Consider the following 21,878-nt stretch of genomic DNA (forward strand, 5'->3'; position numbering starts at 1 on the left):
CTCACCGCCTGTTCTTCGGATCGAGGGCTTCCCGCATCGACTCACCGAGCAGGGTGAACCCGAGCGCCACGATGATGATCGCGATAGCCGGATAGAACGCCAGTTCGGGACGGACCTCCAGATAGCGCTGTGCGTTGGCCAGCATCAGGCCCCATTCAGCGCGGTCGGTGTCCGGATCACCCAGACCGAGGAACGACAGCGCCGCCGCCTCCAGGATGGCGGTGGCCAGGGTCAGCGTGGCCTGCACCAGAACGGGCCCCATCGAGTTCGGCAGCATGTGCCGCAGCACGATTGTCCGCCGCCTGATGCCGACCGCGGTCGCGGCCAGCACGTGGTCGCTTGAGCGCTGCGCCAGCATCGCGCCGCGCAGCAGCCTGGCGAAGATCGGCACCGTCACGATGGACACCGCGATGATGACCGTCCACTGGCTTGGCTGGGCCGCCAGCGCCGCGATGGAGATCGCCAGCAGCAGCGACGGCACCGACAGCATCACGTCGACCAGCCGCATCAGGACCGTATCCACCCAGCCGCCGAACGCGCCGGCCAGCCCACCGATGACCATGCCAATGCTCAGGCCGATCAGCGTGGCCAGTACGCCGACCAGCAGCGTCTGCTGGGAGGCGACCAGTACCCGGGAGAAGAAGTCCCGACCGAACTCGTCACTGCCGAACAGGAACCCCGGCATCGAGCCGGGGATGAAGTTCGGGGTCTTGATGGTGAACAGCTCGGGGTAGCGGAAGTACGGATCCTTGGGCGTCAGCAACGGGGCGAAGATCGCCATCAGCAGGAACAGCGCCACGATCACCGCACCGGTGATCGCCACCGGGCTGCGCCGCATCCGCTTGAACGCCTGCGCGGTAAGGCTGGTGCCAGCCGCCTTGGCCAGTTCGTCGACCTTGTCCTTGCGCCGCTTGGGCATGATTGTCGTCATCGGGCACGCACCCTCGGGTCGATGATCCCGTAGGCGATGTCGACCAGCAGGTTCACCAGGACGTACACCACCGCGCCCAACAGGATCAGTGCTTGCAGTCGCGGGTAGTCCCGCCGCTCGATGCCCTCGGCGAGCAGGTAGCCGATACCCCGCCAGTTGAACACTCGCTCGGTCAGCACCGCGCCGCCGAGCAGCAGGCCGGTCTGCAGGCCGATCGTGGTGGTCACCGGCAGCAGCGCGTTGCGCAGCACGTGGCGGCGGCGGACTGTCTGCCGGCCGAGGCCCTTGGACTCGGCGGTACGGACGAAGTCCTCGTTCACCACGTCCAGCACCGACGCGCGGGTGATCCGGACGATCACCGCGGCCGGGATGGTGGCCAGCGCGACACCCGGCAGCACCAGGTGCCACAGCGCGTCGCCGAAGGCGTCGAACTCCCCGGTGAGCAGGCCGTCGAGAGTGGCGAAGCCGGTCACTTCCGTGGCGTCGATGCCAGTGGTCTGCCTGCCCGACGGTGGGAACCAGCCGAGGCCCTCACCGGCGAACCACAGCTTGAGCAGGTAACCGAGGAAGAACACCGGAACGGCGACGCCGACCAGGGTGCCGATCACCACGCTGTTGTCGACGAGACGACCGTGGTACCTGGCGGCCAGGTAGCCCAGCGGGATACCGAACCCGACGGCGAGCAGCAACGCGGTCAGAGACAGCTCGATGGTGGCCGGCAGTGCGAAGCCGATCTCGTCGAGCACCGCCTGGTTGGACACCAGCGAGGAGCCGAAGTCACCGGTGAGCACACGACCGAGGAACTTGAAGTACTGGACGAAGATCGGCTGATCCAGGCCAAGGGTCCGGTTGAGGTCGGCGATCTTCTCCGGCGTGGCCTTGTCGCCGAGCATCGCACCGGCCGGACCGCCGGGGAGCGCGCGCAACCACGCGAACACGAGTATGGACAAGATGAACAGCGTCGGTATCGCCTGCAGCAACCGACGCACGACAAAGCGAAGCATGGGTTCCCTTCACCTGCCTTGCTTGCACCGAAGGGGCGAGCGGAGATCGTCCGCTCGCCCCTTGGAAACGGCACAGGCTAGGTCACTCCTTGCTGGCCGTGTTGAACCGCTCGTCGGTCAGCGGGCTGGGCACCACACCGCTGATCTTCGAGCTGACCGCGATACCCGGCGTGGTGTTCGACACCGGAATCGCCGGCAGGTACTTGCTCATCAGGTCGGCGTTGACCGCCTCGTAGGCCTTCTTGTGCGCCTCGTCGCCGACGGTCGCGTCTGCCTTGCCAATGGCGTTGAACAGCTCTTGGTTGTCGTAGCCGAACTCGGCCTTGGCCCGACCGAAGAACGTGCCGACGAAGTTGCCGGCGTCGTTGTAGTCGCCGGTCCAGCCGAGCAGGTGCAGGTCGTGCTTGCCGGCCTTCTGAACGTCGTCCTTGTAGCCACCGTTCCACGGGCGCGCGATCGGCTCGATCGTGATGCCGATCTTCTTCAGGTCATCGGCGATGACCGTGAACAGCTCCTGCGGGTTGGGCATGTACGGCCGGGTGACCTCGGTCGGGTAGTAGAACTTCAGCTTGAGGTTCTCCGCCCCGGCCTCCTTCAGCAGCTGCTTGGCCTTCTCCGGGTCGTACTTGTACTCCTGCACCTGCGAGGAGTACCCGGCGATCGCCTTGGGCACGAACTGCTTGGCCACCTCGGCGCCCTCGGGCAGCTGACTCTTGACCAGCTGCTCGCGGTTCACGCCGTAGGCGAGTGCCTGGCGGACCCGAAGATCACGCAGCGCCGGGGTGTTCTTGCCGTTGATGCCCAGGTACAGGATGTTGAAGGAGGGCCGGATCAGCACCTGCAGGCCCGAGTCCTTGAGCGTCTTGTAGTCCGCCGAGGCCGGGTAGTCGTAGGCGTCGATCGTTCCGGAGCGCAGCTCCTGCTTCCGGGTGTTCTCGTCCGGAATGATCTTGAAGATGATCTTGTCGAGCTTCGCCTTGGCCCAGTGGTCCTCGTTGCGGACCATGGTGATCTCGCCCTTGGCACGGTCGTAGCTCTGGAACTTGAACGGACCGGTGCCGGTCGGGTGGTCGGTGGCGTAGGCGCCGTAGGTGAACGAGTCACCGCTCTGCACGACCTTGTCCGCGTCGTACTTCTTCAACGCGTCCGGGCTGGACATGGACAGCGACGGCAGCGTGAACGCGGCGGGGAACGCACCCTTGGCCTTGTTCAGATTCAGCACCGCGGTGCCCTCGTCCGGCGCCTCGCAGTTCTTGTAGACCGGTTCCCCAGTGGCGTCGCCCTCGTTCTTCGCGAAGCCCTCGAACACGTCGCCGTAGTAGATCATCTGGCTCTGGGCGGCGGCGCCCTTCATGTTGAACCAGCGATTGAAGTTGAAGCACACGGCGGCGGCGTTGAACGGCGTGCCGTCGTGGAACTTGACGTTCTTGCGCAGGGTGAACTTCCAGGTCTTGCCCTCGTTGGAGGATTCCCACTTCTCCGCGAGCGCGCCGGCGACCTCCGCGGTACCGGGCTTGTTCTGCACCAGAGTGTCGTACATCTGGCGGATCGGACGGAAGCTCTCGCCGTCGTCGTTGAAGATGGGGTCGAAGTTCTTCGGGTTGCCTGCCGCACCGAAGATCATCGTGCCGCCGACCTTTCCAGAGCCGCCGCCCTGGTTTCCGCCATCGCCTCGTTCCGAGCCGCAGGCGGACAACGACAGCGCGACCGCGCCAGCCAGGCCGATCGCGGCCAGCCGGCGCCTACGCGCCCCTTGCGTGTGGACCATCACGCACTCCTTGAAGGGTGTCCGGAGTCTCATGTGACCGCTGACCCTAGTCGTTCGGGTCACTGCCATTAACCACTGGAGGTCACGATCCGGCCAAGGAAACACCGTTTCGGCGCAATGAGCGGCCGCTTGATCACGTACTGTCGCGTAGATCGGCACGTGAATACGGGTCGTCCACGGCGAACCAGCCACGTTCGAACTCCTGCCACTCCTCCAGACGCGCTCGCGACTCCTCTCCGTCACGGGCGACCGAGCGCTCGAGCCGCTCGCGCTCGTCGCCGCCGCGGAGGTGAACCAGCAGCGACAGCGCGTCGGAGACACTGCGCCTGCCGGCCGAAACCCCTTCCAGCACAAGGACTTCCGGCACGTCGACCGACACCGTTTCGCCCAGTCGAGGCGCCCCTTCGGCCCACTCCGTTCGTCGGTAGGAACCGGACTCGCCGACCCGCAGCGGCTCCAGCACGCCGAGCATGAGCCGGGGCCACCACTCGACCGGCTCGTCCCAGGTGGCGAAGTCGTCGGTGCGCACGAGCGTGGTGGACACGTGCCGAACGCGCAGCCGCTCCACCACGAAGTCGGCCAGCATCGACTTGCCGGCGCCGGACGGGCCGTCGATCGCCAACAGGCGCACCCGGCCCAGCCGCGGCGGTGTTTCCAGTACGGCGGCGGCGATCTCGTCCGGGGAGATGTTCATACAGTGCGCCGGCCGGAGAAGGCACGGCCGAGTGTCAGTTCGTCGGCGAACTCGAGGTCGCCGCCCATCGGCAGCCCGGAGGCGAGCCGGGTCACGGTCAGTCCGGGGAAGTCGCGCAGCATCCGCACAAGGTAGGTGGCGGTCGCCTCGCCCTCGGTGTTCGGGTCGGTCGCGATGATCACCTCGGTGACCTCCTGCTCGCCGATCCTGGTGAGCAGCTCGCGGATGCGCAGCTGGTCCGGCCCGATGCCGGACAACGGATCGAGCGCGCCGCCGAGCACGTGGTAGCGGCCCTTGAACTCGCGGGTGCGCTCGATCGCCAGCACGTCCTTCGGCTCCTCGACCACGCACACCGACGCCGGATCGCGCCGCGCGTCCCGGCAGATGCGGCAGCGCTCCTGCTCGGAGACGTTGCCGCAGACGTCGCAGAAGACCACGCCGTCCTTGACCCGCTGCAGCGCGTCCTGCAGCCGCGCCACGTCCGCAGGGTCGGAACCGAGCAGGTGGAACGCGATGCGCTGAGCGCTCTTGGGGCCGACACCGGGGAGCCGCCCCAACTCCTCGATCAGGTCCTGGACTGGGCCTTCGTACATGCGTGACTCAGATGCCGAGACCGCCGAACCCGCCGGCGTCGCCGAGCCCGGCCGGGCCACCGCCGAACCCGCCGGCCAGCGGGCCCATCTTCTCCTCGGCCAGCTTCGTGGCGTTGGCGTTCGCGTCCCGAACGGCCGCGACGACCAGGTCGGACAGCGTCTCCACGTCGTCCGGGTCGACCACCTTCGGGTCGATCGTGAGGCTCTTCAGCTCGCCGGCGCCGTTGACCGTGGCGCTGACCAGACCGCCGCCGGCGCTCCCGCTCACCTCGGCCTCCGCCAGCTCCTGCTGGGCGTTCATCAGCTGTTCCTGCATCTGCTGCGCCTGCTGCAAGATCTGCTGCATGTCTGGTGTGCCACCGGGCTGCACGGCGGTTCCTCTCGTCGTGGGGACCGTGTCACGGCCAGCGTAGCCGTGGGCCGCCGTGGCATGGTGTACCACCGTGGCACGACATCCACGCTCCGCGTCAACAGTGCTCGGCGTGCTGGCCGCCGCCGTGTTCACCGCGTGCGGCACCAGTCCCGCGGCACAGCAGCCATCCCCGCAGCCGTCGCCGAGTTCGGCCCAGCCGGCCCCACCGCCGGCGCCAGCTCCGCCGACCAGCACCCCATCGTCCACAGTGGACAGACCGACGACTGTCCCGAGTGGACCTCCGGCCAGCGGGCCGGTGGTGGTGCTCGACCCCGGCCACAACGGCGGCAACGCGGACAATCCGGCCGCGATCAACCGGACGGTGCCGGCCGGCCGTGGTCAGACCAAGGCGTGCAACACCACCGGAACGGCCACCGCCACCGGGTACCGCGAGCACCAGTTCACCTGGGACCTCTCGGTGCGGGTGCGCGACCTGCTCGCCGCGCGCGGAGTACGGGTGGTCATGACGAGGCCGGACGACAACGGTGTGGGCCCGTGTGTGAACGAGCGCGCGGCGATCGGCAACCGGGCGGGCGCCGCCGCCGTGGTCTCACTGCACGCGGACGGCTCGGAATCCGTTGGGGCGCACGGGTTTCACATCGCCTACTCGGCTCCGCCGCTGAACGCCGCGCAGGGCGAGCCGTCGCTGCGGCTGGCCCGCCTGCTGCGCGACGGGCTGCGCTCGGCCGGCATGGCGACGTCCAGCTACATCGGCTCGGACGGCATGTCCCCGCGCAACGATCTCGGCGGGCTGAACCTCTCCGAACGCCCGACCGCGCTGGTCGAGTGCGGCAACATGCGCAACCCGGCCGAGGCCGCCGTGATGACCACCCCGGCGGGCCGGCAGCGGTACGCCGGCGCGATCGCCGCCGCCGTTCTGGACTACCTCCAGGCCGGCGGGTGACCCGGCAGCGCGCTGTCGCCCGTTGATGACAGAGTTAGAACCATGGCGCTGCGGGTAGTCGACGTCGACGAGCAGGTGCGAGTGCTGGCGCTCGCCGATGACCGACTCGTGGAGATCGACTCGGGCACCGGCAGTCGCAAGACGCTGAGTTACCTGCCCGACCTGCGCGCGGCGCGATACCTGCCCGGCGAGCGCTCGGTGATCCTGCAGCACGGCTCACCCGCGCGGCTGTCGCTGCTGCACCCCGACCAGCGCAGGGCGTCGCCGCTGGTGCGCGAGCCGGAGCGGGTGTGCGAGCTGTTGGACGTGCTGCCCGGCCGGGTGATGTACCGGACCAACCGCCGTGATCAGGGCGCGTTCGACGTGGTGATCCGCAACGCGCACGCCGAAGCCGAGCAGGCCGTGTACGAGCACGGCGGCGAGGTCCTCGAGGCGGCGGTGAGCCCGGACAGCCGGCTCGTCGTCGTGCGGCTGACCGACGAGCTGGTACTGGTCGACACGATGCCGGCGACCGCGGGCGGCGGGGTGCGGTCACTCGGCCGGCGCGGCGAGCCGGTTCCCACCGGGGTGCGCTGGCTGCCCGGCTCGAAGACCATGATCGGCACGCTGGCCGGGGCCGATCAACTGGAGGTCGTGCGGCGCACGCCGACCGAGCGTTCCTGGCGGACGGTGACCACGGTGCCCTCGCCGCACGGGGTCGCCCATGGGGTCGCGCTGCCCGCGCCGGACGCGCGCATCACCGCGGTGATCACGCCGAGCCGGATCTCGTTGCACCGCAACGACAACGGTGACACGGTGCGCGAGCTGACGGTGCCGGGAACCGTGCTGCCCAACGGTGTGGCGTGGGCGCCTGGGACGGCCGTGCTCGCCGTGTCGGTGGACGACTCCGACGAGATCACCCTGATCGACACGAACACCGGCTCCACCCGCCTGATCTGATCGCGAGTCCCGCGCTCAGACACGGTGAGTCCCGCGCTCAGGCACGGCGAAACCCGCGTTCACGCACATGCGGGGCGATGCACAGCGCGGGACTCAGGGGTGCACAGCGCGGGACTCGCGCGTTTGCTAGCGCTCGATCTTGCGGGCGCCGAGGTGTTCGGCCAGCAGGTCGATCGCCGCCTCCTCGGGATCGCGCCGCTGGGCGCGCTCACCGTCGCTCGGGGCGCGCGCGGCCTCGGCGAGCATGGCCTCCTCGTCCTCGTCGTCCGGAGGAGGCGGCTCGTCCGGCGGCGGCTCCGGGGGCGGCGGAACGTCATCGGCGGCGGGGCCGGACGAGGACCCGGACGGACGGCGGGCCGGCGCGCTGCGCTGCGGCGACTCCGACGACCGGGCCGGCGGCCGGCTCGGCGCCGGGCCACTGGGCTGCGGCGACGGCCGGGAAGCCGGCCGCGCGGACCCGCCACCACCTCCGCCGTGCACGCAGCGAACCCTCCACGAGCCGCCGATCACGGCGGTCAGCGCCTCGGCGACCACGTCGGTGTTGCGCTGCTCGGCCAACCGGCGGGCCAGCGGCTCCGCGCTGTGCGCGATCACCACGGTGTCACCCTCGACCGACTGCACGCCGGCCTGCGACAGCATCGCCTCGGTGCTGCGACTCTTCTTGCGTACGAAGGTAAGCAGCTCCGGCCACACCCGGCGCACGGCCGCGGCGTCGATCGCGCCCGGCGCGGTACTCGCGGCCGCTGGTGGCTCCTCGGCGACGGGCGCCGGCTCGGGCTCTGCTTTCGGCTGGGGCGCCGGCGCGACGGTCCGCTCCTGGGCGCGGCGGGCGGCCGGCGGCGCCTCGGGCAGCGTGGGCGGCTCGGGTGTGGCCGGCTGCTTGGGCCGCTCCGGCTGGGCGGGTGCGGCCGCCGCTGCCACCGGTGCCGCCGGGGGCTGCTCGCCGGAGACGGTGACCCGACGCTCGATGCGCTCGAGTCGTTGCAGCACAGCGGAATCCGCCGCCGCGTCGGTCGGCACCGCACCGGGCAGCAGCATCCGCGCGCAGAGCAGTTCCAGCAGCAGTCTCGGCGCGGTGGCGCCGCGCATCTCGGTCAGTCCATTGTGGACGATCTCGGCGAAGCGGGACAGCGTGCCGGGCCCGATCCGCTCGGCCTGGGCCACCATCCGCTCCAGCTCGTCGGCCGGCGCGGTGACCAGACCGCGGTCGCCGGCTTCCGGCACGGCGCGCAGCAATACCAAGTCCCGCAAGCGATCCAGCAGGTCGGAGGCGAACCGGCGCGGGTCGTGGCCGGCCTCGACCAGCGTGTCGACCGTGCCGTACACGGTGGCCGCGTCGCCGGCCGCGAGCGCGTCGACCATGTCGTCGATCAGCGCGACATCGGTGACCCCGAGCAGCGAGACCGCGCGTTCGTAGACGACGCCCTCCGGACCGGCGCCGGCGAGGAGCTGGTCGAGCACGGACTGGGTGTCCCGGGCCGACCCGCCGCCGGCCCTGATCACCAGCGGGAACACGGCCGGCTCGACCGTGACGCCCTCGGCGGCGCAGTTGCGCTCCAGCAGCTCGCGCATCGCGCCGGGCGGGATCAGCCGGAACGGGTAGTGGTGCGTGCGCGAGCGGATCGTGGCCAGCACCTTGTCCGGCTCGGTGGTGGCGAAGATGAACACGAGGTGCTCCGGCGGCTCCTCGACGATCTTCAGCAGGGCGTTGAAGCCCTGCGTGGTGACCATGTGCGCCTCGTCGATGATGAACACGCGGTAGGTCGACTGGGCCGGCGCGTAGAAGGCGCGGTCGCGCAGCTCGCGGGCGTCGTCCACACCGCCGTGGCTGGCCGCGTCCAGCTCCACCACGTCGACGCTGCCCGGACCGTTCGGGGCGAGCGCCACACAGGAGTCGCAGGTGCCGCACGGCTCGTCGGTCGGCCCCTGCTCGCAGTTCAGCGAGCGGGCCAGAATCCTTGCGCTGGAAGTCTTTCCGCAGCCGCGCGGACCGGAGAACAGGTAGGCGTGATTGACCCGTTTCGCCGCCAGGGCCGTGCGCAGCGGCACGGTGACGTGCTCCTGCCCGACGACCTCGGCGAAGGTCGCCGGACGGTACTTGCGGTAGAGCGCCAAAGCCACGGCGCGACCCTACCGCCCACCTCCGACGTGCCCACACCCGTGGCCTCGCCGGGGCGGGGTCCACGAGACACGATCGGCGGCGGCGGGGTCGGTGAACGCCAGAACCGACTCGTCGAGCCGGTGAAACACCAGGTCGCCGGTGACGGTCTCGTGCAGTTCGCCCGCCATCAGCAGCAGCGGCCGCGCGTCGATCAACAGTCGCACCTCGGCCAGGACGCCCTCATCGACCACGACGGCCACCTGCTCGACCCGGCCGGTCGGCAGCTCGGTCAACTGCCGGACTCGGTAGATCCCGTCCCAGTGCCCCTCATCGAGCTGGGCTTCTGATCGGACGACCAGTCCGAACACCGCGTCGTTCTGATAGGTGGTGACACTCACCGCGCTGTCGTCGTCCAGCGACGCCCGCACGCTGAGCAATTGCAGACAGGGCACCCGCGGGTCTTCGAACTGAGGGCCGTTCTCCCGCAGCGCCATCTCCACGCCGTCCCACGCGTCGACCCGCCGGCCGCGCAGCGACGCGAACTCCCGTGTCACACCGGCAGTATGTGCCGAACAGCGAAACGCTGGCCACCATGATCACGGTGACCGGCGTTTCGCCTGTTCAGAGTGCGGAGGATACGGGATTTGAACCCGTGAGGGGCTATCAACCCCAACACGATTTCCAATCGTGCGCCCTAGGCCACTAGGCGAATCCTCCGCCGAAGAGGATACCGGGTGGCCTCTGGCCAGGGGAAACCGGTCCTGACCACCGCAGACCGAACCGGTGTCAGCGCCGTGTCAGTCCGGTGTCCAGCCCGTCGGCGACTGTTGGCGCAACAACAACGCGCACAACACAAGGAGAGTCGCCATGCCGACATTCGCCACGCCAGAGCCGATCACGACCACGCTGATCACCGCCGGCGCCCGGGTGCGCATCGCCGCGAGCGAGCGGTCGGACACCGTAGTGCTGGTCGAGCCCGTCGACAGCGCGAACAAATCCGACGTGAAGGTGGCCGAGAACACCGAGGTCGACTTCTCCGCCGGCACACTGTCGATCAAGACGAAGAAGTCGGGCACCAAGAGCGGTTCGGTCGCCATCACGATCGAATTGCCGGTCGGATCCAACCTGGTCCTGCACACGGCATGGTCGGACGTGCAGGCCGACGGCCCGCTCGGCGACTGTGAGCTGCACCCGGCGTCGGGACGGATCCAGCTCGACCACGTCGCCGGCACCGCCGACATCGACAGCAGCTCGGCCACGATGTGGATCGGCGAGGTCACGGGCGCCGTCAGGTACGAGGGCTCGACCGGAACTCTCCGGATCGACCGTGCCGAGGGCGACGTCACCGTCAAAGCGGCCAACTGTCCCATCCGGATCGGCCGGCTGACGCGCGGCCGCGCGGAGCTGACCAACGCCTCCGGCGGCATCGAGATCGGCATCGGCGAGAACACCGCCGCCTCGGTGGATGCCAAGAGCACCAAGGGATCGGTGCGCGATTCCCTGCGGGCACAGGACAACCCCGACGACAAGGTCGAGGTCTATGCCCGCACGCGGCGCGACGACATCGTCATCCACCGCGCGGCTGCCTGAGTCCCAACCAGATCTCCAGAAAGGGGTTACACCATGGTGGGCACGACACGCCGGACCCTGTTGAAGGGCGCGCTGGGTGCCGGCGCGCTCGCCGGTCTCGCCGGCTGCGGCGGCGATTCGAGCGGCGGTGGTGGCAGCGGTGTCGAGAACGGTGTCGCGGACGGCTGGGGAAGGGTCGCCGACGCGTTCCGCGCGAACTTCGAGGGCGCGCCCGGCGAGATCGGCGCGGCATGCTGCGTCTACGTGGGCGGCCGGCGCGTCGTCGACCTGTGGGGCGGCCTCGCCGATCGCGGCGCGAACCGACCGTGGGACTCCGACACCATCGTCCAGGTCGCGTCCACGACGAAGGGTGCCACCGCGATCTGCGCCCATTTGCTGGCACAGCGCGGAAAGCTGGATCTGGACGCTCCGGTGGTCAAGTACTGGCCGGAGTTCGGCGCCGCCGGCAAGGACCGGATCCCGGTGCGCTGGTTGCTCTCGCACCAGGCCGGTCTGCCGATCGTCGACGGTCCGCTGACCTTCGAGCAGGCGTGCGCCTGGGACCCGGTCATCCGCGCACTCGAGGCGCAGAAGCCGTTGTGGCAGCCGGGAACCGAGCACGCCTACCACGCCGTCACGTACGGGCATCTGGTCGGAGAACTCGTGCGCCGGATCTCCGGCAAGTCACTCGGCAGGTTCTTCGCCGACGAGGTGGCCGCTCCGCTCGGGCTGAGCGCCTGGATCGGGTTGCCGGAGAAGGAAGAGCAGCGGATCGCCCGGATCGAGAACACCGCCCCGTTCACCCTGGAGGAGCTGACCGCAGGGATGATCGAGACCACCGGGCTCGACGCGGACACGGTCACCGCGTGGATCAAGGCCATGTACAGCCCTGGCTCGGTCCAGGCCCGGGCCGGCGAGCTCGGCGGTGCCTTGAACAACACGGCCGACCCCGCGTCGTCCTACTTCACCACGCGTGCCTGGCGCGCGGCGGAGTTCCCGGCCGCGAACGGGCTCGCGAACGCGCGTTCGCTGGCCAGGATGTACGCCGCGACGGTGAGCGACGTCGACGGCGTGCGGCTGCTCAATCCGTCGACCGTCGCGAGGGCGACCGTCGTCCACACGGACAAGACGCGGATGCACGGGCTGCCGCCGGGACTGAACATCCCGGCCGACCGCTCGTTCTCCATGTCGCTCGGGTTCATGCGTGCCTGCCGACCGATGCCGATGGTCGGGCCTGGGTCGTTCGGCCACCCGGGCTCCGGCGGATCGATCGGTTTCGCGGACCCCGATGCCGGTGTCGGCTTCGGCTACGTCACGAACCTGTGGAACTTCCGGCCCGACGACCCGAGGGCGGCGAACCTGGCCAAGGCCGTCCGGTCCTGCCTCGGTTGACAGACCGTCAGCACTCGCAGCCGTGCAGGATCCAGGACAGGTTGAACCGGCGGAAGATGATCGACTTCGGGGAGTTCGGGTCCCCGATCCGCAGGTTCGTCTCGACCAGCGCGCCGATGTGGAAGTCGTCGGTCTTGGCCATGCTGGAGTAGCCGCCCTCGGTGCCGGAGTCCGGGATGGGGCTCTCCGACAGCGGGCGGCTGCGCGGCCAGGTCTGCGCGTCGTCGTAGCTGATCCGCACCCGCATCTTCGTGCGCGTGTCGGTGCTCGCCGAGTTGAGGAAGATCGTCCGCGCCGGGGCGTCGGTGTTGTACTGCAGCACCGACGCCTCGTTGCGCGGGTCGAGCAGCTTGTCGTCGGGCTGGAACGCGGAGAACCGGCCGTCCAGCGTGCCTCGGGAGACCCACCGGCGCTTGGCGGTCTCCCAGCTTCGCCCGGTCGGGCGGTCGTTGCGGTACAGCTCGCCGTTGGACAGTTGGGTGATCGTGGCCTCGCCGGTCTGCTCGCCGAGCTGCTGTGGCTTCCACGTCTTGCCGTGATCGGTGCTGTAGATGTTGCGGTGCTGCGCGGGAATCACCAACGCGCCGCTGGAGGTCTGGGTACCCGCGCCGGGCCCGACGGCGTCCCAGTCCCACACCTCGCCGCTCGGCTTTTCCTTGGGCAGCAACGACTCCGTGAGATCGGTCGGCCGATCCTCGCCGTTGGCCCCGGTGAACGTCTCGCCGTCATCGACGCTCTTCATGGCGAACACGCGGCGCTCGCCCCACTTGGTGATCGGCGTGGTCGGCTTGCCGGTGTCCGGGTTCGCGCCGCCGCTCTGACTCTTGTCCTCGGCGTTCCAGGACAGGAACAGCCAGATCGTGCCGGTGTCGCGGTCCACGACGGGCGTCGGATTGCCCCAGGTGCCCATCCCGACCCCGGCCGCCTGCTTCAGGCCGGACCAGTCGGACGGCTTGCGCCCGTCGTTGCGTCCGCGCTTGTACAGCAGGTTGATGTTGCCGAAGTCCTTGTGGCTGGCCACCCGACCCTCGGCGAAGGCGAGCAGCGTGCCGGCCTTGGTCCGCACGACCGCCGGAATGCGGAACGTGTGATACGAAACGCCGTTGAGGCTCTCCGCGTTGTTCCCCTTGAACAGCACGAATCCCTCGCTGCTCTGCGGGTGGCCGGCGGCGGGATCGTCCGGCGGGTCGGCCGCCGCCGATGCCGCGGTCGCGGTCACGACGGTCGCGACAGCCGCGGCGACCAGTGCGGTCGCCGTCGCGGCGAGTGTCCAGCGGGATGCGCGTGTGCCCATGACTCGACGGTAGTAGTGATCACCCGGGGCAGGTGTCGGCTTTTCGACCGACGTCTCGTGAACTTCGTCCGAACGGAGCCCGCCTCCCCTGGAATGACACTCCAGGAGAGGCGGCTACACTTGCCCGTGGACCCCGTGCGGCGTTCATCTCGCGAACCTCCCCAGGGCCGGAAGGCAGCAAGGATAAGCGGGCTCTGGCGGGTGCGCGGGGTCCCCTTATGCCTCGTCGTCCGGCAGCGCGTGGTCGGCCTTGCCCGGGTTGGGGTCACGGGACAGGTCGATCAGCGGGTGCAGCGGCGCCCCATCTTCGGCGGCATGACCGCCCCGGCCGGGCTTCTTCTCGGTCTTCTCGGTGTCCATGTGGTCCTCCTCCACTTGTCGCACCACTCCCACATGGCGCGAGCACGGCGGATCACGTTACCCGCCGTGCTCGCGGCGCCGGTGGCGCACCGGAGATCCGGTGCGCCGGCCGAGGCGTCTACTTCGGACCGAGACCGCGCTTTGCGGTGGGGCGCAAGCGAACCACGCTCGGGTCGTGGTCGCTACCCTGGTCGTGGAACTCGGCGTTGATGTGCACCACGTCGTACTCGACGTTCCGCGGCGCACCGCTGACCAGAATGTGGTCGAGCACCTGCGAGTTGCCCTCGAACACGTAGCCGTACCGCTCGTTCTCACCGAGCGAGTCGATCAACGCACGCAGCGCGCCGCCCGCGGTGAGGGTGCCGACCGTCTTGGAGAACTGGAAGTCGTTCAGGTCACCAGCGACCAGGACGTTCGCGCCCGGCTCGACCTTCTGGATCTGGTCGACCAGCGCGCGCACGGCGGTCGCCTGCTGCTCGCGCTGCGCCTCGCTGGTGCGCACCGGCGGCTGGGTGCGACCGTGCATCGGCTGGTCGCCGCCCTTGGAGGCGAAGTGGTTGGCCACCACGAACACGCTCTTGTCGTTGAACGTGAACTGTCCGACCAGCGGCTTGCGGCTGTCCTTCCACGCCCCGTTGGCCGGGTCGACCCGGCCGGGCGAGATCGTCAGTCCGGCACGGCCGTTCTGCTCGGTGACCACCTGCACGGCCGTGGCCGCGTCGCCGCCCGGCTTGTCCACGAACTGGACGCGGTCGGCGTTGAACAGGAAGCCGACCCGGATGTTGCCGCCCGGCTCGCCGCCGTCGGCCTTGTTCACCGGGTCGATCTGCCGCCACAGGTAGCGCGGGCCGCCGGCCTTGGCGATCGTGTCGACGAACTTTTCGAACGTGGCGTCCGCCATGACCGTGCCGTCGTCGGTGGCACCGTTGTTGTCCTGGATCTCCTCGACCACCACGATGTCCGGGCTGGCCAGGTTGGTCACCACGCCCTTGGCGAGCCGGTCGAACTTGGCCTGCTCGTCGGCGGCGTCCAGGTTCTCCACGTTGTAGGTGGCCACGGCCAGCTCGTCGTCACCCTGCTTGCGGGTGGTCTCGGGCTGGATGCCGCCGGCGGTCTCCTTGCCGATCGCGGTGGCCTGCAGGGTGTAGCCGCCGAAGCTGCCGTAGTCCAGCGGTCCCTCGGTCAGGCCCGCCAGCTTGTCCCCCACGTTGACCTTGGGGAACGGCCGCTGCGCGAACGGGATCAGCGACTGCACCTTGAGCCGGCCGGTGTTCGCCTTGTCGTAGCCGAGGTACACGGCGCCGCCGCGCGCGCTCGGGTTCTCCGCCGGCTTGGAGGTCACGTACAGCTCGTTGTACTGGTTGGACGGGCCGACCACGCGCGCGTCGTCCACCCGCAGCCGCATGCCCTCGCGCGACTCGTAGAAGTCCAGCGCGTACTTGGCCGGCTCGAGCTGCAGCGGCTCGATGTTGCCGCCGGTGTCGGGCGCGAGCGCGGCCGGAACCGACAGTGGGCCGAGGATCTCGGTGTCCGGGATCGGGTTGTCCGGCGATTCGAGCGTCCACTCCGGCTCGACCAGCTCGGTCATCGACTGGAACGCCGACTTGGCCGGGTCGTCCGGGTAGTACTCCTTGACCGTGCCGCTGACCAGCAGCGCGTTGCCCGGCCGGACCGGTGGGGTGTTGTTGCCGGTGAACACGAACAGGCCCTCGCTGGTGCGCGGGTCCTTGTCCGGGTTGGGATCCTGGAACCAGAAGCCGCGCGCCGAGCCGAACAGGCGAACGCCGGTCACGATGCCGCGCACCTTGGTGACCTTCTGGCCGTTGAGCGGCGAGATGCGGGTCGTGCCCTGGATCTGGCTGATCGTGGTCGGGTCTCGCGGAGCCTCCGCGCTGGCCGCGACGGCGAGACCGACCGATGCGGCCGCCACGGCGACCCCGAGCGTGGCGAGGCGCCTGTGCAGGGGTGAAGTCAACTCGTCCTCCCGAACTGTGTCGTGCCTCCAGGCCGGCGGGCACGGCGACGTTGGTGAATCCTGACCCGATCGGGTGAACGGCGAAAGGCCAATGCGCAACTCTTTGCACGTGCAGGCACAAATTCCCCTCATTCGGAGGGTAGGCGCTCCGCCATTCCTATCAACATGTCGCGGGTGATCTCCATCTGGCCGTGGTGCTGACAGAGCTCCTCGAGCACGTGCAGCAGCACCACCTCGTGGGTGAACGGGTAGCCATCGGGCAGCCACGACTTCGGCGGCGGCGTGCTCACCAGCGCACCCGGCCGGACGTGTACCAGGTCGTCACGGAACCGCTGTTTCCGTTGCGCCACAAGGGAAACCAGCTCGTCGACCGGCCCGCTGGCGGTGAACTCCGCCGGCCGGTCGCGGGTGATCGCACGGCCGGCGATCAGCTGGCCAGCCCAGTACTCCATGACGCCGAGGCAATGGGTCAGCACCTGGTATGGCGAGTTCGCGCCGGGAAGCGGCGGGCGCGTGTTGGCCAGCTCGTCGCCGAGGCCGGACACGATGTCGCACATCCCGTCCAGCGCGCGATCGGCGAACAGCAGGAGGTCGTCGGTGTGCATGGCGAAGAATCTTCCGCCGGCGATGTCGAAGATGCCAACCTTTGCTTCGACTTCCCCGCGAGTGCGCCACCGGGGCGTCACAGGATGGAAGGAACCGCCATGAACGCCGACACCGTCGCCGAGGTCCTCGCCAAGCCGATCTCGCTGGAACTGCTGAACGGCCCCACGCTGGCCCGCTTCGCCTACACCGGCCTGGACGGTGACCCGCGCGTGGTGCCGGTCGGCTTCGCCTGGACGGGCACCGACCTGGTGCTCGCCACCGCGGTGAAGTCGGCCAAGGTCGCCGCGCTGCGGGCGAACCCGCGCGTCGCCGTCACCATCGACACCGAGGACTGGCCGCGCCGCGCGCTGCTCATCCGCGGCGGCGCCACCGTCGAGATCGTGGACGGCGTCCCCACCGAGTACGTCGACGGCGGCCGCAAGAGCGTCCCGCCCGCCGAGTTCCCCGCCTGGGAGCAGGGCGTGCACACCCTGTTCGACCAGATGGCCCGCATCACGATCACCCCGGACTGGGCCAAGCTCCTGGATTTCGAGACCACGATCCCCAAGGCCGTCGAGGACCTCGCCCGCGCCAAGTTCGGCGGCTGATGCACAGCGCGGAACTCACCGGTGCACAGCGCGGGACTCGCGAAAACCCCACACCCCGGCCCACCTACGAGGGTACGGGGCTTGCTGAGCGGAGGTGCTGGACGTCACTCGAACCTTGGTCCGAGATAGGTGAGGCTTGCGAAGGCGACCAAGGCCACTCGCCAAGATCAGTGTCCTGGGCCATGGGTATCACCCGACATGCCCGTTCGCCGGATGACCGCCCGGCGGCGTTGAGTGCCCCTTGGGATCGAGTCGTGGCGACTAGCGAAGATGTACGACATCTCAGACACCACGGTCATGGCACAGCTGAAGCGGCGGGCGTACTGGCAACTGAAGCGGGCGGACCCGAAGGGATCCTCCCGAAGTAGGTCACGAAGTCGACCACTGCCCCGGACATGTCGTGCATCTGCCACCAGATCCCGGATGCCACTACTACGCTGTTGCTGTGCCTGAATATCCGACGCCGACACACGTCCTGACGAAGGACGCTGTGCGCTGGAGTATCGACACGCTCGGCGCCTTGCGGTTGCACCCGACGTTCGTGATGTACCTGTATCTACGCACGCAGCAGCGGGCAGGCACGCTGGCGACGGCATCAGCCAAATCGGAAGAGCTCCTCGCGCTTATTACAATGCCGGGACATCCAACGAAGCCGTATTACTTCCCGCTGATCGACCGCGGCAAGCGCACTGGCAAGCCGCTGTCGACGTTCTGGCGTGCGGAGAACATCTCCGGAAGCTGGTCGCCCGGCTCGATCCGTCGCCTGCAGGGTGGCGGATGGCTCGGGGCGGACGAGAGCGCGTATGCCTGGCCGGACAACCATGTCGATCTCGCGCTCAAGCAGATGCTCTACGGCAAGCCGGTCTCCGCGTTGGCAATCGGTGCCTACTTCCTCCGCAATGACGGGTTTGTCTTGGCTGACAGACTCGCTGCTGAGGACGTCATCGCGGGCTTCCGCGCCAAGTTCGACTACCCCGATGACACCGAGGGTGAGTTCTCGAAGCTGTTTGTGATTGATTCCCCTGAGGTGCCGTTCGACTGGTTCGAACCTGCTCAGCCGACCAAACGCCTCCTCGGGGAACTGGCTGATGTTTAAACGGCTTGTGCCGGGCGTGCGCACTCTGGGAGCGGACGATCTCGGGATCGGTGTCAAGGCAGCAGCGGCGGCCAGCCACGCCTCATCATCGCCGGATGCACCAGACATTCCAGCTGATCACCCGATGATCCAAGAGATCATCCGGCTAGCTAAGATGTTTGGCGGCGTAATTCTCTCCGGTCCGCCGGGAACGTCGAAGTCCTTCTTCGCTGCGGCGGCAGGGCAGGTGCTGGCCGGGTACAGCGATCAGCGGCTGCGATTCGTCCAATTCCACGCCAGCTATCAGTACGAAGACTTCATGCTGGGATTCCGTCCGAAGAACGACGGTGGATTCACATTCAAGGAGGGCCCGTTTCTCAAGCTCGTGCGTGACGCGGCGACCGACCCTGGCAACACATATGTCCTGGTCATTGACGAGTTGTCGCGGGCCGACGTCGGCCGGGTGTTCGGTGAGGCACTGACCTATGTCGAGCGCACCAAGCGAGAACTGCAGTTCAACATCGCTAACGGCGACAAGATCACGGTTCCGACCAACTTCGTCATTCTGGCGACGATGAATCCCTTCGACCGCGGAGTGGATGAAGTCGACGCAGCCTTTGAACGTCGCTTCGGCAAGATCACGATGGATCCTGACCGCGAGTTGCTGGACGAGATGCTGACGGATAACGGGATGGATGAGGCATTGAAGGCCCGGGTCCTCAGGTGGTTCGGCCGGATCAATAGTCACGCCAACAAGAACGCAGCTGCCGCCGTAGGCCACGCCTACTTCGCCACGGCCACCGATGAGGCCAGCCTCACCGACATTTGGGAGTACCAACTCAAATACGTGGTGCAGCGTGCTTTCCGGCGCGATGAGCCCACTCGCGAGGCGTTCGACACGGCGTGGCAGCACATCTTCCAGGCGCCTGAGGCGCCACCGGTCGAGCCCGCTGGCGTTGACTCGGGCGAGCGCGCGTGACCGGGCCTCGGAGCGGCGGCGTCGTCGTGGTCGAGTGCGCTGAGTACGACCATATCGACATCGATGCAGGGCTCTGGCTAGACGAGCGCCACCAAACCAAGTTCAACTCTGAGATCGACGGCCGGGACATCCTGCGGGCCACCTTCAAGAAGGGTGTCCTGAAACTGCAGGCCACCTCGTACGTCGGCGTGATTCCGCTCAACGAATACGTGGTCGTCCGTGTGAAGCCTCGCGTCCCGATCGCCAACCTGACCCGAATGGTCATCGAGACCGGTCACAACGTCCTACCCCTGTCGACGTTCCGCGAGTACTCCGGTCGAGGCACAGCTGACGACTGGGCGATGGACATCTACACCGATGCATTGCTGGATCATGTGGACACCATCCTCGACGCAGGACTGTTGCGCACCTACACGAATCGCCAGGGTGAGGGGCACTTCCCACACGGACGGATCGACTTCACGCGCACTATGCAGCGTTTTGCGGCCCGGGGCGTCGACAACAAGGCGGCCTACTCATGGTTCGAACGCACCGTTGACACGCCCGCCAATCGCTGCGTAAAAGCCGCGATGGAGGTCGTGCATGAACACCTCTCCAAGGCACGGTCCAAGCCGCGCAAAGGCGACCGGGCGAAGTTGGCCCGTCTAGCTGGGCAGTTCCACGCGTTCGTGGAAGTCTCCGACGACCCGGACTACCGATTCCTTGATGACCCCGAGGTGCTCGGGTTGACGCCTTTGCCTGACCCTCGCGCCTACTACCACCCAGTGCTCGACCTGGCCATCCTCATATTGCAGGGCGTTGGTATCGCACTGGAACTGGGCGGCAATGACGTGCAGCTCAGGTCGCTCCTGATCGACACCAACAAGCTGTTCGAGAACTTCGTCCGGGTGAGTTTGGCCAAGCAGGCCAAGAAGTTGGGATGGCCCGTGGCTGTGCTCGACGGCAATGCCGAGGGCAAGGTCGACCTCTATGACGTGCCTGACCCGCCTCCTGCGCCCTTCGGCGTGCCCTTGGAAGCACTGGCATCCGATGACCCCGGCAAGGCGCAACCAGACATTGTTCTCCGTGCTCTCGATGGCAGTTTCCCACTGGTGGCAGAGGTCAAGAACACCGCCCATGGCAAGGATGCCCAGGCCGATAATGTGCTACCAGAGCGGGGCGAGGTCGAGCAGGCGATAACCTACGCGCTGCGCTACGGACGCGACTTCACTTTGCTCATCCATCCATGGATCAACGGGGCCAAGGGACTGATTTACGTCGGCCGAGTGCGTTCGGTGGACGTGTACGCCTACCGCCTCGATCTGTCGTCCAACAAGCACATCGACACCGCGCTGGCAGACATGGCCGCAACGGTGGGCGGCTTAGCGGGACTGACCGAGTCTCAGACGCCGACCTCCGGTTGATCCATCCAGTTGACGAGATCAACCCCGATGGCGTCACGGCCTTCCTCGATAGCGGTCTTGAGCGTCGTGCCGGTGCCCGCGAAAGGGTCGAGCACGACACCTCGTGCGGGAGCCTCGTGGCCACAATCGGTCCAGCCGACGGTGCGCTTCTTGGCGAAGGTGAACTCGCGGAAGTAGCCACCGAGCGCCGCCTTCGCCTCAGCCGCCAACCGCTGCACCTCAAGGCTGTTTCGGCCAGTGCCGCTCTGGAACTTGGTTGCCTTGCCGGCGTCGGAGACACCGAAGGCCTGAATGGCACGAATGTGTTCGGGCGTGAGCTTGTGCTCCCTGGCAAGCTCCATCGCACGACGAGCCTGCGGACGCTCTGGGTCCAACTCGGCGGTCCGCTCGATCACGCGCTTTCGAGGTGCTCTGCACTCGGCGCAGACCTGCTCAGGAGCTGCCAGCTTTATAGCGCGGCGGACGAGCTCGCGAGGATAGGGCGCCAGGTGCGCGCCCATGTTTCGCTCCGGATTGATCGTCCAGACGTCACCAGGGTTAGCGCCATTGCCGAACTCCTCGGAGTAGCCAAATAGGTCGTAGTAGTAGTCGGGCTTATAGGTGAGGTGGATGACGTATTCATGACGGTTGGCCAGTCGGTTCTTCACCGGGTCCGGCATACCGGACTCCTTGGCCCAGATGATCCGGTTGCGGATGAGCCAGTTGCCCTTGGCAGCCTGCCACTCAATATGTCCCGGGATGCCGATGAGCGACTTGTTGAAATAGGTGTCGCCGACATTCAGAAAGACAGACCCGTATGGACGGAGGACACGGCGCCACTCGTCAAGACACGCCATGATTGACTCGACGTACGCGTCCGGAGTCGACTCCAGGCCGATCTGGTCCGGGTGACCATAGTTACGCTTGTTCCAGTACGGCGGCGAGGTAACGATCAGGTCGACGGAGTCGTCGGGAAGTCCAGTCTTGCGAGCATCGCCCGACGTGAACTTGAGGCTAGGCTCAAGCAAGTCACGATCCCAGTCAGCCAGTTGGGTGATGCTGGCAGTGCCGAGGTGAGGTCGGGCTGCGACAGGCTCCGAATCGGCCTGCGACGCCCTCGATGCGGCGGTCAGTGAGGTGTGGCTCATCGGGTGGGACTCCACATGGTCGGTCGTCGTACTTCAGTCTGGTCGTCGCGCTTCTGGACGTTAGATCGGGGGTCTGACAGGCCACCTTTTGCGCAGTTCAGAGGCCTACGTCTCTAGGTATATCGAGAAAGTTCAAGCTCGTCGAGCACCGCAGCGGCGCGTCGT

The 21,878-nt window shown here is 67.8% G+C and carries 21 protein-coding genes, 1 tRNA gene and 1 other RNA gene; 9 read left to right on the top strand and 14 right to left on the bottom strand.

The window, feature by feature from the left end:
• Position 1: 1 nt before the first annotated feature.
• The 6 genes from EV193_RS04205 to EV193_RS04230 form a co-directional block, all read right to left on the bottom strand.
• Complete coding sequence (locus tag EV193_RS04205; protein WP_130342576.1) at positions 2 to 931, bottom strand: ABC transporter permease; 930 nt, start codon at positions 929 to 931, stop codon at positions 2 to 4.
• A complete protein-coding gene (locus tag EV193_RS04210; protein WP_130342577.1) occupies positions 928 to 1,935 on the bottom strand; it encodes an ABC transporter permease in 1,008 nt (335 codons plus the stop codon). Before EV193_RS04210 ends, EV193_RS04205 begins: the two co-directional genes overlap by 4 nt.
• Before the next feature lie 82 nt (positions 1,936 to 2,017).
• The gene (locus tag EV193_RS04215) at positions 2,018 to 3,703 is read right to left on the bottom strand and encodes an ABC transporter substrate-binding protein (RefSeq protein ID WP_130342578.1); all 1,686 of its coding nucleotides are present in this window, start codon (positions 3,701 to 3,703) and stop codon (positions 2,018 to 2,020) included.
• A 133-nt stretch (positions 3,704 to 3,836) separates the two neighbouring features.
• Positions 3,837 to 4,397 (bottom strand): uridine kinase family protein, encoded by a 561-nt coding sequence (locus tag EV193_RS04220; RefSeq protein ID WP_130342579.1) that lies wholly within the window; start codon positions 4,395 to 4,397, stop codon positions 3,837 to 3,839.
• Positions 4,394 to 4,990, bottom strand: a complete 597-nt coding sequence (gene recR, locus EV193_RS04225; protein ID WP_130342580.1) for a recombination mediator RecR — start codon at positions 4,988 to 4,990, stop codon at positions 4,394 to 4,396. Before recR ends, EV193_RS04220 begins: the two co-directional genes overlap by 4 nt.
• Before the next feature lie 7 nt (positions 4,991 to 4,997).
• Positions 4,998 to 5,336, bottom strand: coding sequence for a YbaB/EbfC family nucleoid-associated protein (locus EV193_RS04230; protein WP_242613125.1), 339 nt, complete (start codon positions 5,334 to 5,336; stop codon positions 4,998 to 5,000).
• Positions 5,337 to 5,433: 97 nt separating this feature from the next.
• On the opposite strand from EV193_RS04230, the gene EV193_RS04235 reads away from it, so the two are divergent.
• A complete protein-coding gene (locus EV193_RS04235) occupies positions 5,434 to 6,306 on the top strand; it encodes an N-acetylmuramoyl-L-alanine amidase (RefSeq protein WP_242613126.1) in 873 nt (290 codons plus the stop codon).
• A 42-nt stretch (positions 6,307 to 6,348) separates the two neighbouring features.
• The gene (locus EV193_RS04240) at positions 6,349 to 7,245 is read left to right on the top strand and encodes a hypothetical protein (RefSeq protein ID WP_130342582.1); all 897 of its coding nucleotides are present in this window, start codon (positions 6,349 to 6,351) and stop codon (positions 7,243 to 7,245) included.
• Positions 7,246 to 7,371: 126 nt separating this feature from the next.
• Here EV193_RS04240 and EV193_RS04245 read toward each other — a convergent pair whose 3' ends face one another.
• The 3 genes from EV193_RS04245 to EV193_RS04255 form a co-directional block, all read right to left on the bottom strand.
• A complete protein-coding gene (locus tag EV193_RS04245; RefSeq protein WP_130342583.1) occupies positions 7,372 to 9,366 on the bottom strand; it encodes a DNA polymerase III subunit gamma and tau in 1,995 nt (664 codons plus the stop codon).
• Positions 9,367 to 9,375: 9 nt separating this feature from the next.
• Entirely contained in the window at positions 9,376 to 9,900 is a 525-nt protein-coding gene (locus EV193_RS04250) for a hypothetical protein (RefSeq protein WP_130342584.1), read from the bottom strand.
• A gap of 75 nt (positions 9,901 to 9,975) precedes the next feature.
• A tRNA-Ser gene (locus tag EV193_RS04255) sits at positions 9,976 to 10,063 on the bottom strand.
• Between the two features lie 150 nt (positions 10,064 to 10,213).
• On the opposite strand from EV193_RS04255, the gene EV193_RS04260 reads away from it, so the two are divergent.
• Complete coding sequence (locus EV193_RS04260; protein ID WP_130342585.1) at positions 10,214 to 10,936, top strand: DUF4097 family beta strand repeat-containing protein; 723 nt, start codon at positions 10,214 to 10,216, stop codon at positions 10,934 to 10,936.
• A 33-nt stretch (positions 10,937 to 10,969) separates the two neighbouring features.
• Entirely contained in the window at positions 10,970 to 12,307 is a 1,338-nt protein-coding gene (locus EV193_RS04265) for a serine hydrolase domain-containing protein (RefSeq protein ID WP_130342586.1), read from the top strand.
• A gap of 7 nt (positions 12,308 to 12,314) precedes the next feature.
• Here EV193_RS04265 and EV193_RS04270 read toward each other — a convergent pair whose 3' ends face one another.
• Positions 12,315 to 13,601 carry a sialidase family protein gene (locus EV193_RS04270; protein ID WP_130342587.1) on the bottom strand — a complete coding sequence of 429 codons (1,287 nt, stop codon included), beginning with the start codon at positions 13,599 to 13,601 and terminating at the stop codon, positions 12,315 to 12,317.
• Positions 13,602 to 13,726: 125 nt separating this feature from the next.
• Between EV193_RS04270 and ffs the strand changes: the two genes are divergently transcribed.
• Positions 13,727 to 13,821, top strand: an RNA gene (gene ffs, locus EV193_RS04275) — signal recognition particle sRNA small type.
• Here ffs and EV193_RS33110 read toward each other — a convergent pair.
• From EV193_RS33110 to EV193_RS04285, 3 genes are all read right to left on the bottom strand, one after another.
• Positions 13,818 to 13,961, bottom strand: coding sequence for a hypothetical protein (locus tag EV193_RS33110; protein WP_165401215.1), 144 nt, complete (start codon positions 13,959 to 13,961; stop codon positions 13,818 to 13,820). The genes ffs and EV193_RS33110 overlap by 4 nt on opposite strands.
• 118 nt (positions 13,962 to 14,079) lie before the next feature.
• Positions 14,080 to 15,936, bottom strand: coding sequence for an endonuclease/exonuclease/phosphatase family protein (locus tag EV193_RS04280; RefSeq protein ID WP_242613127.1), 1,857 nt, complete (start codon positions 15,934 to 15,936; stop codon positions 14,080 to 14,082).
• A gap of 128 nt (positions 15,937 to 16,064) precedes the next feature.
• A complete protein-coding gene (locus tag EV193_RS04285; protein ID WP_130342589.1) occupies positions 16,065 to 16,541 on the bottom strand; it encodes a DinB family protein in 477 nt (158 codons plus the stop codon).
• A gap of 99 nt (positions 16,542 to 16,640) precedes the next feature.
• Here EV193_RS04285 and EV193_RS04290 point away from each other — a divergent pair, with 99 nt between their 5' ends.
• From EV193_RS04290 to EV193_RS04305, 4 genes are all read left to right on the top strand, one after another.
• Positions 16,641 to 17,129 (top strand): pyridoxamine 5'-phosphate oxidase family protein, encoded by a 489-nt coding sequence (locus tag EV193_RS04290; protein ID WP_130342590.1) that lies wholly within the window; start codon positions 16,641 to 16,643, stop codon positions 17,127 to 17,129.
• Between the two features lie 445 nt (positions 17,130 to 17,574).
• The gene (locus EV193_RS04295; RefSeq protein WP_130342591.1) at positions 17,575 to 18,225 is read left to right on the top strand and encodes a hypothetical protein; all 651 of its coding nucleotides are present in this window, start codon (positions 17,575 to 17,577) and stop codon (positions 18,223 to 18,225) included.
• On the top strand, positions 18,218 to 19,183 hold the full coding sequence (locus tag EV193_RS04300; protein ID WP_130342592.1) for an McrB family protein: 966 nt from the start codon (positions 18,218 to 18,220) through the stop codon (positions 19,181 to 19,183). The genes EV193_RS04295 and EV193_RS04300 overlap by 8 nt, the downstream gene beginning before the upstream one ends.
• Positions 19,180 to 20,586, top strand: a complete 1,407-nt coding sequence (locus EV193_RS04305; RefSeq protein ID WP_130342593.1) for a 5-methylcytosine restriction system specificity protein McrC — start codon at positions 19,180 to 19,182, stop codon at positions 20,584 to 20,586. Before EV193_RS04300 ends, EV193_RS04305 begins: the two co-directional genes overlap by 4 nt.
• On the opposite strand, the gene EV193_RS04310 is transcribed toward EV193_RS04305, so the two are convergent.
• Entirely contained in the window at positions 20,565 to 21,713 is a 1,149-nt protein-coding gene (locus EV193_RS04310; RefSeq protein ID WP_130342594.1) for a DNA-methyltransferase, read from the bottom strand. The genes EV193_RS04305 and EV193_RS04310 overlap by 22 nt on opposite strands.
• Positions 21,714 to 21,878: the final 165 nt, after the last annotated feature.

Origin of the sequence: Herbihabitans rhizosphaerae (assembly GCF_004216555.1) — a bacterium.
GTDB classification, from domain to species: Bacteria; Actinomycetota; Actinomycetes; order Mycobacteriales; family Pseudonocardiaceae; genus Herbihabitans; species Herbihabitans rhizosphaerae.

Coding starts and splice junctions, on each gene's coding strand:
- EV193_RS04215 (WP_130342578.1), bottom strand. CDS start 3,703: ATGGTCCACACGCAAGGGGCGCGTAGGCGCCGGCTGGCCGCGATCGGC.
- EV193_RS33110 (WP_165401215.1), bottom strand. CDS start 13,961: ATGGACACCGAGAAGACCGAGAAGAAGCCCGGCCGGGGCGGTCATGCC.
- EV193_RS04300 (WP_130342592.1), top strand. CDS start 18,218: ATGTTTAAACGGCTTGTGCCGGGCGTGCGCACTCTGGGAGCGGACGAT.
- EV193_RS04260 (WP_130342585.1), top strand. CDS start 10,214: ATGCCGACATTCGCCACGCCAGAGCCGATCACGACCACGCTGATCACC.
- EV193_RS04290 (WP_130342590.1), top strand. CDS start 16,641: ATGAACGCCGACACCGTCGCCGAGGTCCTCGCCAAGCCGATCTCGCTG.
- EV193_RS04265 (WP_130342586.1), top strand. CDS start 10,970: ATGGTGGGCACGACACGCCGGACCCTGTTGAAGGGCGCGCTGGGTGCC.
- EV193_RS04210 (WP_130342577.1), bottom strand. CDS start 1,935: ATGCTTCGCTTTGTCGTGCGTCGGTTGCTGCAGGCGATACCGACGCTG.
- EV193_RS04220 (WP_130342579.1), bottom strand. CDS start 4,397: ATGAACATCTCCCCGGACGAGATCGCCGCCGCCGTACTGGAAACACCG.
- EV193_RS04205 (WP_130342576.1), bottom strand. CDS start 931: ATGACGACAATCATGCCCAAGCGGCGCAAGGACAAGGTCGACGAACTG.
- EV193_RS04310 (WP_130342594.1), bottom strand. CDS start 21,713: ATGAGCCACACCTCACTGACCGCCGCATCGAGGGCGTCGCAGGCCGAT.
- EV193_RS04285 (WP_130342589.1), bottom strand. CDS start 16,541: ATGCACACCGACGACCTCCTGCTGTTCGCCGATCGCGCGCTGGACGGG.
- recR (WP_130342580.1), bottom strand. CDS start 4,990: ATGTACGAAGGCCCAGTCCAGGACCTGATCGAGGAGTTGGGGCGGCTC.
- EV193_RS04270 (WP_130342587.1), bottom strand. CDS start 13,601: ATGGGCACACGCGCATCCCGCTGGACACTCGCCGCGACGGCGACCGCA.
- EV193_RS04230 (WP_242613125.1), bottom strand. CDS start 5,336: ATGCAGCAGATCTTGCAGCAGGCGCAGCAGATGCAGGAACAGCTGATG.
- EV193_RS04240 (WP_130342582.1), top strand. CDS start 6,349: ATGGCGCTGCGGGTAGTCGACGTCGACGAGCAGGTGCGAGTGCTGGCG.